18 protein-coding genes are annotated in these 13,659 nt (G+C 41.8%); 8 read left to right on the top strand and 10 right to left on the bottom strand.

Going from position 1 to position 13,659, the window contains the following annotated elements; all coding sequences use genetic code 11:
- Positions 1–147 precede the first annotated feature (147 nt).
- From CV014_RS02640 to CV014_RS02600, 9 genes are all read right to left on the bottom strand, one after another.
- A complete protein-coding gene (locus tag CV014_RS02640; RefSeq protein ID WP_236140603.1) occupies positions 148–687 on the bottom strand; it encodes a hypothetical protein in 540 nt (179 codons plus the stop codon).
- 350 nt (positions 688–1,037) lie between these two features.
- The gene (locus CV014_RS02635) at positions 1,038–1,340 is read right to left on the bottom strand and encodes a DUF433 domain-containing protein (RefSeq protein WP_236140602.1); all 303 of its coding nucleotides are present in this window, start codon (positions 1,338–1,340) and stop codon (positions 1,038–1,040) included.
- A gap of 187 nt (positions 1,341–1,527) precedes the next feature.
- The gene (locus CV014_RS02630; protein ID WP_236140601.1) at positions 1,528–1,824 is read right to left on the bottom strand and encodes a type II toxin-antitoxin system RelE/ParE family toxin; all 297 of its coding nucleotides are present in this window, start codon (positions 1,822–1,824) and stop codon (positions 1,528–1,530) included.
- Entirely contained in the window at positions 1,824–2,045 is a 222-nt protein-coding gene (locus tag CV014_RS02625) for an addiction module protein (RefSeq protein WP_236140600.1), read from the bottom strand. The genes CV014_RS02630 and CV014_RS02625 overlap by 1 nt, the downstream gene beginning before the upstream one ends.
- A gap of 238 nt (positions 2,046–2,283) precedes the next feature.
- Positions 2,284–3,051 carry a D-Ala-D-Ala carboxypeptidase family metallohydrolase gene (locus tag CV014_RS02620; protein ID WP_236140599.1) on the bottom strand — a complete coding sequence of 256 codons (768 nt, stop codon included), beginning with the start codon at positions 3,049–3,051 and terminating at the stop codon, positions 2,284–2,286.
- A gap of 390 nt (positions 3,052–3,441) precedes the next feature.
- Positions 3,442–3,888: a DUF2358 domain-containing protein gene (locus CV014_RS02615; RefSeq protein WP_236140598.1), complete on the bottom strand. Its 447-nt coding sequence runs from the start codon at positions 3,886–3,888 to the stop codon at positions 3,442–3,444.
- Positions 3,889–4,036: 148 nt separating this feature from the next.
- A complete protein-coding gene (locus CV014_RS02610; RefSeq protein ID WP_236140597.1) occupies positions 4,037–4,702 on the bottom strand; it encodes an ABC transporter ATP-binding protein in 666 nt (221 codons plus the stop codon).
- Between the two features lie 17 nt (positions 4,703–4,719).
- Positions 4,720–4,992, bottom strand: coding sequence for a hypothetical protein (locus CV014_RS02605; protein ID WP_103138645.1), 273 nt, complete (start codon positions 4,990–4,992; stop codon positions 4,720–4,722).
- A gap of 30 nt (positions 4,993–5,022) precedes the next feature.
- Positions 5,023–5,184 carry a hypothetical protein gene (locus CV014_RS02600; RefSeq protein WP_236140596.1) on the bottom strand — a complete coding sequence of 54 codons (162 nt, stop codon included), beginning with the start codon at positions 5,182–5,184 and terminating at the stop codon, positions 5,023–5,025.
- Between the two features lie 192 nt (positions 5,185–5,376).
- Here CV014_RS02600 and psbD point away from each other — a divergent pair, with 192 nt between their 5' ends.
- From psbD to CV014_RS02560, 8 genes are all read left to right on the top strand, one after another.
- Positions 5,377–6,432, top strand: coding sequence for a photosystem II D2 protein (photosystem q(a) protein) (psbD, locus tag CV014_RS02595; protein ID WP_236140595.1), 1,056 nt, complete (start codon positions 5,377–5,379; stop codon positions 6,430–6,432).
- A 636-nt stretch (positions 6,433–7,068) separates the two neighbouring features.
- Positions 7,069–7,350: a 4a-hydroxytetrahydrobiopterin dehydratase gene (locus CV014_RS02590; protein ID WP_236140594.1), complete on the top strand. Its 282-nt coding sequence runs from the start codon at positions 7,069–7,071 to the stop codon at positions 7,348–7,350.
- Between the two features lie 370 nt (positions 7,351–7,720).
- Positions 7,721–9,451, top strand: a complete 1,731-nt coding sequence (locus tag CV014_RS02585; protein WP_236140593.1) for an iron uptake porin — start codon at positions 7,721–7,723, stop codon at positions 9,449–9,451.
- 192 nt (positions 9,452–9,643) lie between these two features.
- Positions 9,644–10,081, top strand: coding sequence for an RrF2 family transcriptional regulator (locus tag CV014_RS02580; protein ID WP_236140592.1), 438 nt, complete (start codon positions 9,644–9,646; stop codon positions 10,079–10,081).
- Between the two features lie 102 nt (positions 10,082–10,183).
- Positions 10,184–10,345, top strand: a complete 162-nt coding sequence (locus CV014_RS02575) for a hypothetical protein (protein ID WP_236140591.1) — start codon at positions 10,184–10,186, stop codon at positions 10,343–10,345.
- A gap of 239 nt (positions 10,346–10,584) precedes the next feature.
- Positions 10,585–11,547, top strand: coding sequence for a cysteine synthase A (gene cysK, locus CV014_RS02570; protein WP_236140590.1), 963 nt, complete (start codon positions 10,585–10,587; stop codon positions 11,545–11,547).
- A gap of 15 nt (positions 11,548–11,562) precedes the next feature.
- A complete protein-coding gene (locus CV014_RS02565; RefSeq protein ID WP_236140589.1) occupies positions 11,563–12,264 on the top strand; it encodes a DnaJ domain-containing protein in 702 nt (233 codons plus the stop codon).
- 123 nt (positions 12,265–12,387) lie between these two features.
- Complete coding sequence (locus CV014_RS02560) at positions 12,388–12,921, top strand: ComEA family DNA-binding protein (RefSeq protein WP_236140665.1); 534 nt, start codon at positions 12,388–12,390, stop codon at positions 12,919–12,921.
- Between the two features lie 150 nt (positions 12,922–13,071).
- Here the strand turns inward: CV014_RS02560 and lepB are convergent, their stop codons facing one another.
- On the bottom strand, positions 13,072–13,644 hold the full coding sequence (gene lepB / locus CV014_RS02555) for a signal peptidase I (protein WP_236140588.1): 573 nt from the start codon (positions 13,642–13,644) through the stop codon (positions 13,072–13,074).
- Positions 13,645–13,659: the final 15 nt, after the last annotated feature.

Here is a 13,659-nt window from a genome sequence, read left to right as displayed (position 1 = left end):
GCGGAGGTACGCGGAGAGTTTGCTGTTAATTAATGAGTGGCTAATGGCTAATTGATGATTAGTCATTAGCTCATTAATGTTTCATGGTTGAGAATTGCCGCTAGAAACTGTAATAAACTTTATAAAATTCACTCTACCAACATCTTATCAGTTGTCATTACTAATGATTTTCCTAATAGATAATTGGTAAAGGTAAGCCGCAGAAATAAACCAAAGCCACCAGAATCTTAGCAGGAAACTATCATAAGTTAACCTTGGTGTTTTTAAATCGGCAAAGCTTTGTTTAAAACTGGTAAAAAACAAAATATAAATTGCAAAAATAGCAATAATTGGTAAAACAGATAAAACGAGTATTCCAAAATCTCGAACTATCAATGTTCTAAATTTCGGCAAACTGAGCCATTGCGGTGGATTTGACCACAAAAGTTTTAGCAAAAATGTGTATATTTTTGTCAAAATCAAAAACCACATAAAAGCGAACAACAATGCAACAGCAGAAACTGCAAAAAAGAATATTAGAGCATTATTACCTGTTACCGCCAGAAGAACACCTACTAAAGAATAACGCCAAAATTCAAATGCAAAAATCACGTTTGCACCGAAGTAGGCTGGTATTGCTAGCCTAACTGCCATCACCCATGACTGTGGATGAGGCAGCCAAGCAGGAAACCAACTAATTTTGCTCATAAAATTAGGGCTAGTTTTAGGTTTTAGATAGAATATCTCTGCTGTTTACAGTTAGGTCATAAAATAATAATCATAATCGATTTATACTAACCTGTCGTTACGTAAATATTCTGAAAAAACAATTAGTCTTATCGTATATCTGCCTTTCGTGGACGATCTCTATCTCCAAAAGAACCAAATTATTTAATAGTTTTGGCTAAAAAATTTAGCGTAGCGTCTCGTAGGGAAACGATCGCTTGTAAAATACCAACAAGTGCGATCGCTAAATAATTTTATAGAGTTACCTAAAAGCGATCGCCTGCAAAATACCAACAAGTGCGATCGCTCTCTAATTAAGCCAACTTATTCTCCTAAATAAGCATTGAGGAACTCAATTGATTCATTTGAGTCGCAAGTTGTTCATAACTTAACTTCTCCACACTCAGGTAAGCTTCTATCTCTTCTCGATTAGCATGGTAGTAAGTCAAGGCAGCATACACTTGCACTAAAGTCAAATTTCCCATTCGTTCTACAATTTCTTCTGCATTAAGACCCATTTTGTACCATGCAGCAACCCTCTGTACAGATACTCTAGTTCCTGTAATGTGAGGACGACCGCCAAGAGTTCCAGGGGTGCGGACAATTAATGTACCAATATCAGTAATAGTTTGCATACAGTCAATTTTTTGTCACTTCCATGTTGACCAAACTAAACGGAAAAATCGAGCGATATACCTGAAATATAGCGGATAGGATTTTACCTACTCAAATTTCACTGATGTGTAGCTTAAATTAGACAACGCCTGTAAAATACCAACAAGTGCGATCGCACAATCAACTAAACTTGAGTCTATCAATTGACTAGTTTCGCCTTTGCCAGATTTTGGGATCTCTGCGCCCATGAAAAACTGCTATGACAATAATTCGACTTGATACAATTCGATAGTAAACAGCATAAGGGAAGCGTTGAATAACGGCTCGGTGAACATCGTTATAGACAACAGCATAAGATTCTGGCATTTGGCAAATTCTGTTGAGAATCTCGTCCACACAGTCTAAAAATTCATCGCCAAGCCCTACTTGCTGATTTTCATACCAAATATAAGCCTCATCGAGTTCTTCACGAACTTCTGGACGAAAAACCAATACATAATCCATTATTGTTTTTTAATAGAAGCTTTAATCTCTTCCCATGTCATCACATTATCTGGATTAGTTTCATAATCATTAATCCGTCGATCTAGTTCTTGTTTTTGTGCTGCTGTGAGATTTGGGTAAGTCTTTTCTGCGGCGATACTATCCCAAATGGCTTGCACAAAACGAATGCGTTCTTCAATGCTGAGAGATTTAATCTCATTGAGAGTGGCTGTAAAATCCATGTTGACTAAACCAAATGGAAAATAGAGTATACCTTAAATATAGCGGATAGGATTTTACCTACCCAAATTTTACTGATGTGTAGCTTAAATTAGACAACGCCTGTAAAATACCAACAAGTGCAATGGACGATACTCCACCGCAGGCGATCGCACTCAGATATTGTATATTTATCAGTTCTTTGCTCAATAAATAGAGGTGTAAGTGTTTTAAAAACCTACACCTCCAGACTCACATTAATTAAGGATAGTCAAAAACTACACGACCACCCGGCCGCCAATCGCAATGAATAAAGCCCCTGTGCATTCCTCTACCTAATCCCGTACAATCAGATGCGCGGCAAATTTCTAATAGCCTTTTAAAGTTACCATCTACAGGACAAATATCCAAAGCTAAACCATTAATATGTTGAGAATAACGCGCACCTCCTATGCGACGATTTACAGATGCCGTGCGATAAGCAGAATTGATAGCAATAGGACTGTCATATTTATCGCGGATTTTGCCAAAGCCTTTGGCTGCCTTGATAATGTTGTTAATAATTGTTTTTGATTCTGGGTTACGTTCTGGGTCACATCCTTTTGTCACTTCCCCCCAAGTTAAAGGAATACCAGCAACTATCAATTCGTTTTCGTAAACTAATTCACCTGTAACTAACTTTAAAGAACGTCCGGTTTTAGTACCTACAGTTGATGCTGGTAAAGGTTTTAATTGTTGGGTTTGTTCTTCAATAGTCTGATGATTTTCTGCTATTTCTAATAGAGCCGATGCAGTAGTTGGCCCCAACATATCAGGAGAATCTAGCCAAACACTTTCTTTAAATTCCCCAAAAGCTTTTTGACTTAGTTCGCCAACAATACCATCAACTTTCCCTGTATATAATCCTTTGGTAGTGAGTAAAGTTTGAATTTCTTTAATAACTTCAGGATCAGCTTCGGCAAATTTGACTGTGGTATTAGCAGATTGAAATTTTTCTAAATTAGGAAATTCTACGGCAGTATCTGGCATAGATGCGTCTCCTTTTCTTTTGGTTATTGATTTAATTTTTTAGGGATTTTATAGCCTAGAAACGAGCAAAAAATAAAGTAAAAAACAGTATTTCTCTCGCTGTTTTCTTTACTATTTTTCTAGATTTTGAGGTAACTTTATTACAAAGAGTTCTAAAATCTAAGGTTTTTAACCAATTTTCTGACTTTGCTCGTATTTTTGACTAGTATTCAGTTGTTATTATAACGGCATAAATTATACATAGTTAATTCCTAAATTAACCGTTACATTTGCCTATATCCTGAAAATAGCTAAGTTCTAGTATTTTTGACTTTGCTTAAAAAAGTATTAAATTTTACAAAACTACTTGACTTCTCAACGTTAATTGACTAAGAATTTTCCCACACATTCTTACGCTTCAGACTTCCACGTTGATTTTTCTCCTTTTTGCCAAAACTGCTGGAGAATTTCACTAGGTTTCCTGTCCCAAGTGTCAAGATGCTCGTAAATTAAATTATTGGCATTGAGTTTGTAGGTTGAATAACCATTGAAAAACATTCGCGCTTTCCAGGGAACACGCAAAACACCACGGACTGTCCATTTCGCCGTAATGATATCTGTAGCTGATTGATAGACCTCATGTACATCGAAATATATTTCCGTAAAAAATAAACGTGCATGAAATCGTAAAGTCCAAAATATAATCCGATAATTAAACTTATATTTAAATTTATTGACAGGATCTTGAAAGTAAATATCTTGTGTGTAGATATCGTAAGAGATATCTTTCTCAAACAGAGTTGGTAGATCCTGTTGCAGAATTTTAATTACTTGTTCAACTTCTAGACGAGATTCCACAAAATTTATCCTCTATTTTTTACTTAAAGACCAACAACAGGATAATCATTAACGTTCTATTTAGGTAATGAACAGAAAAAACTCAAAATTCAAAAGACTAAAATTCTTTTATTTTGAATTTTGAATTTTGAATTTTGAATTGTCCCTACTACCGATGTTCCATCAAGCGTTGTTTAAGTCGCTGAGGTTCACCACTATCTACGAGTTGACCCTTTTCTAGTAAAAAAGCACCATCGCAGTAATTCAATTCGTCTAGTCGGTGTGTCACCCATAAAGCAGTGATTCCCCTACTTTTAACCAGGGTGCGGACACTAGCGACTAAGTCCAATTGGCTATCTGGATCGAGTAAAGCTGTGGGTTCATCTAATAATAGGACTTCACAGTGACGAGCGATCGCACCCGCTATTGCTACCCGTTGTTTTTGTCCGCCACTGAGGGCGTAAATCGGGCGTAACTGGAAAGCACCTAAATTTACTGCCCCCAATGCCTCTTTAACTCTAGCTTTCACCGTTGCAATTGGCAGTTTTTCCTCCACCAAACCAAAAGCCACATCTGCACCAACCGTTGGCATCACTAATTGATGATCAGGATTTTGAAAAACAAAGCCAACAGGATGCAAAACCTGAATTTCTCCAGAAGTGGGAGCGAGAAGCCCCGCCAACAAACGAAGTAGCGTAGATTTACCACTACCATTTGTACCCAACAGCATCCAAAACTCACCCCTGGGAACTTCCAAAGAGCAAGATGCAATTGCTGTGTCACCATTAGGCCAATTGAACTTTAAATCTTTAACAATAATGCCCGCTTCTGCCATGAATACCCCTGTTTGGCTTACTCAGCAGCTAAGGCAAAAAAGCCTGGTGGTTTACCGCTACTGGTAGTCGCGCCATCTTTTTCTGTAATCTGGACTCCAGAAATTTCACTAGCACGCACAGCTATTTTCTTCTCTGTTTTCCCTTCACACTTGAGTTCTACAATGTCAGGATTACCAGAACGCATAGCTGCCAAAATCAGCTGATAAACCGCCTCTGCGTCCTCTGCTGTCTTCCGTTGCACTGATACAGGGAAAGCAGTATTTCTGATGCTTAAGTCAATGGTAAACATTTAGCAAGTAACTACATATAACTGTAGGACTCATTTTAGCGTTAGGGAATCGGGAATGGGGAATGGGGCATCGGGAATGGGGCATAGGGTATGGGGAATCGGGTATAGGGGAATAGTCATTAAGACTCTTTCTCCCTTGTCTCTCTTATCTCCCAATACCCAATGCCCTATTCCCCATTCCTCATGTCCCATAAATAAATTTCTGTATCAAAAATAAATTTCTCACAAACATACCTGGAAAAATTAACGATTTGCGCCTAGAATTATTAGAGTCAGTAAAAAATTGTAAACTAGGTTGACAACCTGGTAATACTCTTGTAGGCAGCTAAATCAGTGCCAGCCTACAGGTAAACCCGTAATTATAATATTTGGAGTTTTCCTTTCATGACCATCGCAGTAGGACGCGCCCCCAGTAGAGGGTGGTTTGACGTACTAGACGACTGGTTAAAGCGCGATCGCTTCGTATTCGTAGGCTGGTCAGGGATATTACTATTCCCCTGTGCCTTCCTAGCATTAGGCGGTTGGCTAACCGGTACAACCTTCGTCACATCCTGGTACACCCACGGACTAGCATCATCCTACCTAGAAGGATGTAACTTCCTAACAGTAGCAGTATCCACACCAGCAGACAGCTTAGGACACTCCCTATTGCTGTTGTGGGGGCCAGAAGCCCAAGGCGACTTCACCCGTTGGTGTCAACTAGGTGGATTATGGCCATTCGTAGCATTACACGGAGCCTTCGGCTTAATCGGCTTCATGCTACGTCAATTCGAGATTGCGCGGTTAGTAGGAATTAGACCATACAACGCCCTAGCATTCTCAGCCCCCATCGCGGTATTCGTCAGCGTCTTCTTGATGTACCCCTTGGGACAATCTAGCTGGTTCTTTGCACCCAGCTTCGGAGTAGCAGGAATCTTCCGGTTCATCCTATTCGTACAAGGGTTCCACAACTTCACCCTCAACCCCTTCCACATGATGGGAGTAGCGGGTGTATTAGGTGGTGCGCTATTGTGTGCGATTCATGGAGCCACAGTAGAAAACACCCTATTTGAAGACGGCGAAGGAGCCAACACCTTCCGCGCCTTCAACCCCACCCAATCAGAAGAAACCTACTCAATGGTGACAGCCAACCGATTCTGGTCACAGATATTCGGGATTGCCTTCTCCAACAAACGTTGGTTACACTTCTTCATGCTGTTCGTACCCGTCACAGGATTGTGGATGGCGGCTGTGGGTATTGTCGGTTTAGCACTCAACTTGCGGGCGTATGACTTCGTATCCCAAGAGTTGCGGGCGGCTGAAGACCCAGAATTTGAAACTTTCTATACCAAGAACATTTTGCTGAACGAGGGTATCCGCGCTTGGATGGCTCCTCAAGACCAGCCTCACGAAAAATTTGTATTCCCCGAAGAAGTATTACCTCGCGGTAACGCTCTCTAAGGTTGATGATTTAACATTCATCTTTTGTCTGAATTGTCAAAGCCCCCGCATTTTTGCGGGGTTTTTTCTTGAGGAATGGTTAGCATCTCGGAATTGATATGCTATATTAGTCGAAGGTTAACACCCAGAGCTAAACGCTCTGCCTTTTTGAGAATAAGACCGATTAGGCAACAAGGAGGTGATGCCCATGATAGAAAGTAGTAAACGCATGGGTCATCAGGTTGCAGTTAGCCGGCTGCGCGCCGGGGCTGTTCTCTAAAAGTTAGCCTTAATCTGCTAGTCAGATTAAGTTAGCTACAAGTAGCTAGGCTAAAGCACGGAGTTCCTTCCGGCAGTCTGGTTGCAACCTGAAGACCCGCTAGACCGCTCTGATTTAGTTCATCTGACCTAAAATCAGAGCGGATAGTTTTTTATAGGTATTATGAAATTTATAGAGAGTGGCCGTTAACAGATAACAGGTAATGTCTGAACGGCAGATTTAAACAAGTATCCAGACTTACCACCTATAGGTGAGGGACTCAAACCTTTCGTGTAGAGGGGTTATGGTAACACTGAAAAATAATTCTTTGTTTCCTAGTTATCCACTCCGAAGAGGTTTGTGAATTTTGAATTTTGAATTTTGAATTTTGAATTAATATGGCGCAACTACTAACGGATGCAGAGATTCAAGCACAAGCCAACAGTCTTTCAGGGTGGACAGTAACAGACTCTAAACTACAGACTACCCGTATATTTCCAGATTTTGTGACAGCGATCGCCTTTGTCAACCAGCTAGTGGAACCAGCTGAATCAGCTGGACATCATCCAGATATAGAGATTTCTTATAACAAAGTCCAAATTACATTAACAACACATGATGCGGGCGGCTTAACTCAAAAAGATTTTGATTTAGCTGCAATCATTTCTCAAATTAGTTAAATACTTGGTATACAGCCACTCGCAGGCCTGTATTACTTGTGAACATCATCTATAGAGTGGGGAACTTTTAAAACCCTACTCTTTCTTTTTATATATGGATGAGCAATTGTGACAGTTAATGAGGCGAACGCCCATTACTTGCCATATAGCTGAAATATTCTATAATAACAAGCTATATAGCTATGTTTTTGCATAAGTTAATTACATCAATTTTTAACATTGCGTTAATCAGTCGTTAGCTTGGCGAAAACTAAAATTGTAGTAGTGGCAACTAGGCCTCATCAACAGCTTTTAGTGAAGATGGCGCATTTTGAAAATTAGGTGCAGCGAAAACAATTACCTATAACAAGGTGTGAGGAGAAAAGTAGAAATGTCTAACATATTGTGGAAATCCCTAGTGGTTAGTCCTGCGGTATTAGGAGCAACGCTGTTAGTTTCAGCAACAGCGATCGCCGCACCCAGCACAACCCCAGAAGTAGCAACAACCGAAGTTCCTACAACTGAAGTAGCAACTACAGAAACCGTATTACCGGCAGTTGCTCAACAACCAGCGATTGTGGCACAAGCAGCCCCAACCACTGAAGATACAAAAGTAATCGACCAAGTTAACCGCTACAGCAACGAAGGTAGAACTAACAACAACCAAGGTCAAGTTACCTCTGTTTCTCAGTTCTCTGACGTACAACCCACCGACTGGGCATTCCAAGCATTACAATCCTTGGTTGAGCGTTACGGTTGTATCGCGGGTTATCCCAACGGCACATTTCGTGGTAGCAGAGCTTTAACCCGTTATGAATTCGCAGCTGGTTTAAATGCTTGTTTGGATCGGGTCAACGAACTGATTGCCACAGCTACAGCTGATTTAGTAACAAAACAAGACTTAGCAACCTTACAACGCCTGCAAGAAGAATTCTCTGCTGAATTAGCAACCTTGCGTGGTCGTGTAGATGCTCTAGAAGCTCGGACTGCGGAATTGGAAGCTAACCAATTCTCCACCACCACCAAACTAGCCGGAGAAGCAATCTTTGCTGTCACCGATGTATTTGGTGATGATTTGGGTGATAGAAATAATACTGTATTCCAAAACAGAGTCCGTCTCACCTTAAATACCAGTTTCACAGGGAAAGACCTATTAACCACCCGCTTATCTTCTGGTAACGCTCAAGCCTTTGTAGGTACTGCTGATGGTAGTGGTGAGGGTTTACAAACCTTCCAAGTTGGTAGCACCGGTAACAATGGTGTAGAAATCGACAAACTGACCTACGAAACAGACTTTGGGCCAGCTAGAGCTTACTTAGCAGCCACAGGTGGACGACACAGCCACTATGCAGCTGTTAACAACCCCTACTTCTTCGACAAAACAGATGGTGGTAACGGTTCTTTATCCACCCTATCCTCCGAAAGCCCCATCTACCGGATTGGTAGTGGTGCTGGTGTAGCTTTCACTCTCCCCTTTGGTAAAGGTGGCGGTATCTTCAGACCAAGTTCCTTGACTGTAGGTTACTTGGCATCAGAAGCTAACAACCCCAACGACAGTGCAGGCTTATTTAACGGCAACTATGCTGCATTAGGTCAATTGAACTTCAGTGTAGGCGATCGCTTGGCATTAGCTGCAACCTACGTTCATGGTTACACCGGTGCAGGTAGCAGTCTGTTCGGAGATGAAGACGGTAACATCCTCGTAGGTACCTCCCAAGCCAACACTCTCAACAACTCAGCGTCCAGCAACTCCTTCGGTTTATCCGCAGCCTTCAGACCTAGCGACAAATTATCCGTTAGCGGCTTCGTTTCTTACACCGATGTAACAGTTACAGGCGCAAACAACGATAAAGAAGTTTGGAGTTACGGTGTTGGCGTAGCTTTACCTGACTTTGGTAAGCAAGGTAACGTTCTCGGTATCTTCGCAGGCGCGCAACCCTACTCACTCGGCCGACTCAACCCTGGACAAAACGAAGTTCCTTACCAAATCGAAGGTTTCTACAAGTATCGCGTTTCTGACAACATTTCTGTCACTCCTGGTGTCATCTGGTTGACCAATGTTAACCAAGGTAACAGTGATGATGCGATTATCGGTACCTTGAGAACTACTTTCACCTTCTAGAGTTGTTCTTGGTTGGCAAAACCAGAAACTCAAAACTTTAAACTGAATTTAACCCCGCTACCAAGCGGGGTTTTTTTATTTGGCTAGGTCATAAGGCAGAAACCCTAGTGATGAACCGGAGTATACTAGAAGAAGATAGAGTTGATTTCTTAACTCGCTTCTAAATTCATTTATCACTTAATTATTTTGCTTGTGGAACTATCGTGTAAATCAGAATACGCAATTCTTGCCTTACTAGAAATGGCAACTCATTACGAAAACGGCGAACCAATGCAAATTCGACAAATCGCCGCCCAACAAAACATCCCCGATCGTTATTTAGAACAGTTACTAGCGACCTTAAGACGGGGAGGTATCCTCAAAAGTCAACGCGGTTCTAAAGGTGGCTATCTTTTAGCGCGAGAACCTCGGAAAATTACCCTATTTGAAATACTGGAATGTTTAGAAGGGTTAGATGTTAAGACTGGAGAAGATAATATCAGCACCAAAACACTAGATGGCGCAGTCATAGAAGAGATTTGGCAAGAAGCTTGTCAAGCGGCTAATTCCGTGTTGAAGAACTACACTCTTCAGGATTTATGCGAGAAGAGAGATTCTCGGCGGCAGTTGGATATTATGTACTACATCTAGTCAATAGGGGCGGGTTCTGTGAGATATTCACGTTAGAAAACAGATATTTTGGTTAAACCCGCCCGTACACTAGTCATAATTTAAGACTGTGGACTATTGACTATGAATGCTGAGACTTTGACAACTCCCCAGCCTAAAGGCGTGGGGATTCTTGGGCTGAATCATGCCTCCACCAACGATGTTGATTTCGGTCTTACAGTCTCATGTCTAGTCCGAAACATATCTCCCGATATGCCCCACTTATGGACTATTCCCCAAGCGTAAATTTCCGTATGTCCTACGGTATTTAATTGCTTTGTGTCCTTACCGTGTGGACTTACTTTTACACCATTGACGGATAGGAATTTTGAGATCACGGAGTAGGACGTTTTACCTGTTTCCTCTCTCCGAGACGCTACGCGAACATCGTTCTCACGGTCATCAACCTACTAGTATTGTATTATGAAGTCGTCCTAAAAGGACGAGAAATAGTTAGATTAATAAATAACGAATAAGGAATAATTATGCGGATTGCTGGTAATATTACGGAACTGATTGGGCGGACACCCTTAGTACAGTTAAATCGCGTCCCCCAGGCTGAGGGATGTGTGGCACAAATTGTAGTCAAATTGGAAAGTATGAATCCCTCTTCGTCTGTGAAGGACAGAATTGGCGTAAGTATGATTAATGCGGCGGAAGAAGAGGGGTTAATTGCGCCTGGAAAAACGGTATTAGTAGAACCGACATCGGGAAATACAGGTATTGCTTTAGCAATGGGGGCGGCTGCTAAGGGTTATCGCTTAATTTTAACTATGCCAGAAACCATGAGTGGCGAACGGCGAGCCATGTTACGAGCTTATGGTGCAGAATTGGAACTCACTCCTGGAATGGAAGGAATGAGTGGGGCGATTCGACGGGCGCAGGAGATAGTCAATACTACGCCTCATGCTTATATGTTGCAGCAGTTTCGCAATCCCGCTAACGTCAAAATCCATCGAGAAACTACCGCCGAAGAAATTTGGCAAGATACCGATGGACAGGTAGACATGATTGTGGCAGGAGTGGGAACAGGTGGTACGATTACAGGTGTAGCGGAAGTGCTGAAAAGTCGTAAACCCAGCCTGCAAGCGATCGCTGTCGAACCAGCCAATAGCCCAGTGTTATCAGGAGGTAAACCAGGCCCCCATAAAATTCAAGGGATTGGTGCTGGTTTTATTCCCCAGGTACTCAAGTTAGACTTAATTGATGAAGTGATTACAGTCACCGATGAAGAAGCGATCGCTTACAGTCGGCGTTTAGCCAGAGAAGAAGGGTTATTATCTGGAATTTCCAGTGGTGCAGCTTTGTATGCTGCTATTCGTGTAGCCCAACGCCCAGAAAACGAGGGACGCTTAATCGTGATGATTCAGCCCAGTTTCGGCGAAAGATACTTGAGTACACCGTTATTCCAAGACTTAGAGGCAAAAGTAGCCACTAGCATCAGCTAATAATCAATGGGATGAATGGCCGAGTTTAAACAAGATTCCAACCACTACGAAACTCTCAAAGTGAGTTCTAACGCCAGCCAAGCGGAGATTAAACAAGCCTACCGCCGCTTGGTGAAGTTATTTCATCCTGATAGTAATCAGGAAACCGCAGATAACGAGCAGATTATTCGCATTAATGCAGCCTATGAAGTCTTAGGTGATAGTCAAAGTCGTATCAACTATGACCAACAACTGCGGGATCAATCTCAAAATTTCAATGGTAATCGTCAACAGCGCACCGCATCAGCGCAAAAACATTATCAAGCCAGACGTAAATCAGGCAAAGATGTTGACGAGCAGGTAGAAGAATGGCTGCGCGTAGTATATCACCCAGTAAATCGCTTACTGTGCAGCATTCTCAACTCCCTAGAAGAGCAAATTGAAGAACTAGCGGCTGATCCCTTTGATGATGAATTACTAGATGAATTTCAAGAATATTTAAAAAACTGTAAAACCGACCTGAAACAAGCCCAAACTACTTTTCGTTCCTTACCAAATCCCCCTAGTTTAGCCAGAGCCGCCGCCCACATATACTACAGCCTCAGTCAAGTAGGAGATGGCTTAGAAGAGTTATCTTATTTTCCCCTCAACTATGATGATCGTTATCTGCACACCGGGCAAGAACTGTTTCGCATTGCCACAAGATTACACTGTGAAGCCCAAGCATCGGTGGATTAGATGGGGCATTGGGCATTGGGCATTGGGCATTGGGCATCGGGAGACAAGGGAGACAAGGGAGAAGAAGTATTAATAACTAATGACTATTGACTATTGACTAATGACTATTGACTATTGACCAATATGAACCAATGGCTACCTTGGAATCCTAGATTAAACAAGTTAAAGGCTAAATTGCTCAATGACCCGTATTACCGATTACAATCTGGGGAAGAAATCCAGATAGCGGCTCAATTGGGTATCCGTATTGATGCTAATCAAGCAACTGTAGACGATTGGTTACGCTTACCTGGTTTATCAATTCATCAGGCGCGATCGCTTGTGGAATTGTCTCGTTCTGGTGTAAAATTTTACTGCATTGAAGATGTAGCAGCAGCTTTGGGAATGCCTGCTCCACGCCTAGAACCATTGAAACCTATATTAAATTTTAGTTATTATGACCATGAGTCTCTAGTTAGTTCTACTGCTGTAGTGAATGTCAATACTGCATCAGTGGAAGAGTTAGCCCAACTGCCGTTTATAGATATATCTTTAGCTGAAGCAGTTGTGCAGAACCGCCTCCAGTCTGGAGGGTACCGCGATTTAGCTGATTTTCAACGTAGATTGACAATACCTGGGGAAGCGATCGCACAATTAATGTATTTTTTAAGGTTTTAGACTTTAACAGGGAACGGGGAACAGACAAAAGTTTTAAATAATTGGTATTAGAGTATTGAAAACTAATATTCGGGCAGAATTTATCACCATTCCCCATTCCCCATGCCCCATGCCCTACTCCCAGCAAAGAACTTTCTCAACCCACCCTACTTAAATGACCCCTACGCGTTCCGGTGGCCAGAAACGGAAAACGGCTCTACCAATGATATTTTCTTGGGGTAAGAAGCCCCAGTAACGAGAATCATTACTGTTGTTGCGGTTGTCTCCCATGACGAAAAATTGGTCTTGGGGGACTTTTACTGGTGGAAATGGCTGATTAGGCGGTTCAGCGATGTAGTCTTCAGCTAATGCTTGTCCATTGAGGTAAACTTTACCGTTAGCAACGCTGATGACTTCCCCAGGTAAACCAATTACCCGTTTAATAAAAGCTTGGTCTTTGGGGTATCCCCGCTTTTGTAGTTCTTCTGGTGGCTGAAAAACCACAATATCCCCAGATGTAGGCGGATGAAACCGATAAGAGACTTTTTCCACCACTAGGCGATCGCCTTCGTATAGAGTAGGAAACATTGACTCGGAAGGTATGTAACGAGGTTCAGCCACAAAAGTCCGAATCAATAGTGCTAAAACTAAAGCGATCGCGATGAGGGTAAAATTTTCCTGCCAATTTCGCCATGTTTTAGACGGCGCAGTAGTTTCTTTCGGATTATTTTCCTGAGAATTCATAGAATTTTTCAGCCA

This window comes from Nostoc sp. CMAA1605, assembly GCF_021596505.1.
GTDB lineage: Bacteria > Cyanobacteriota > Cyanobacteriia > Cyanobacteriales > Nostocaceae > Trichormus.
The sequence above is the reverse complement of the archived record's forward strand: the minus strand, read 5'-3'. Positions and strand labels throughout refer to the sequence as shown.

Excerpts from the sequence above, each read along its gene's own strand:
- cysK (WP_236140590.1), top strand. The coding sequence starts at position 10,585 with ATGCGGATTGCTGGTAATATTACGGAACTGATTGGGCGGACACCCTTA.
- CV014_RS02610 (WP_236140597.1), bottom strand. The coding sequence starts at position 4,702 with ATGGCAGAAGCGGGCATTATTGTTAAAGATTTAAAGTTCAATTGGCCT.
- CV014_RS02560 (WP_236140665.1), top strand. The coding sequence starts at position 12,388 with ATGAACCAATGGCTACCTTGGAATCCTAGATTAAACAAGTTAAAGGCT.
- CV014_RS02630 (WP_236140601.1), bottom strand. The coding sequence starts at position 1,824 with ATGGATTATGTATTGGTTTTTCGTCCAGAAGTTCGTGAAGAACTCGAT.
- CV014_RS02575 (WP_236140591.1), top strand. The coding sequence starts at position 10,184 with ATGAATGCTGAGACTTTGACAACTCCCCAGCCTAAAGGCGTGGGGATT.
- lepB (WP_236140588.1), bottom strand. The coding sequence starts at position 13,644 with ATGAATTCTCAGGAAAATAATCCGAAAGAAACTACTGCGCCGTCTAAA.
- CV014_RS02620 (WP_236140599.1), bottom strand. The coding sequence starts at position 3,051 with ATGCCAGATACTGCCGTAGAATTTCCTAATTTAGAAAAATTTCAATCT.
- psbD (WP_236140595.1), top strand. The coding sequence starts at position 5,377 with ATGACCATCGCAGTAGGACGCGCCCCCAGTAGAGGGTGGTTTGACGTA.
- CV014_RS02590 (WP_236140594.1), top strand. The coding sequence starts at position 7,069 with ATGGCGCAACTACTAACGGATGCAGAGATTCAAGCACAAGCCAACAGT.
- CV014_RS02625 (WP_236140600.1), bottom strand. The coding sequence starts at position 2,045 with ATGGATTTTACAGCCACTCTCAATGAGATTAAATCTCTCAGCATTGAA.
- CV014_RS02640 (WP_236140603.1), bottom strand. The coding sequence starts at position 687 with ATGAGCAAAATTAGTTGGTTTCCTGCTTGGCTGCCTCATCCACAGTCA.
- CV014_RS02585 (WP_236140593.1), top strand. The coding sequence starts at position 7,721 with ATGTCTAACATATTGTGGAAATCCCTAGTGGTTAGTCCTGCGGTATTA.
- CV014_RS02605 (WP_103138645.1), bottom strand. The coding sequence starts at position 4,992 with ATGTTTACCATTGACTTAAGCATCAGAAATACTGCTTTCCCTGTATCA.
- CV014_RS02600 (WP_236140596.1), bottom strand. The coding sequence starts at position 5,184 with ATGGGACATGAGGAATGGGGAATAGGGCATTGGGTATTGGGAGATAAG.
- CV014_RS02635 (WP_236140602.1), bottom strand. The coding sequence starts at position 1,340 with ATGCAAACTATTACTGATATTGGTACATTAATTGTCCGCACCCCTGGA.
- CV014_RS02565 (WP_236140589.1), top strand. The coding sequence starts at position 11,563 with ATGGCCGAGTTTAAACAAGATTCCAACCACTACGAAACTCTCAAAGTG.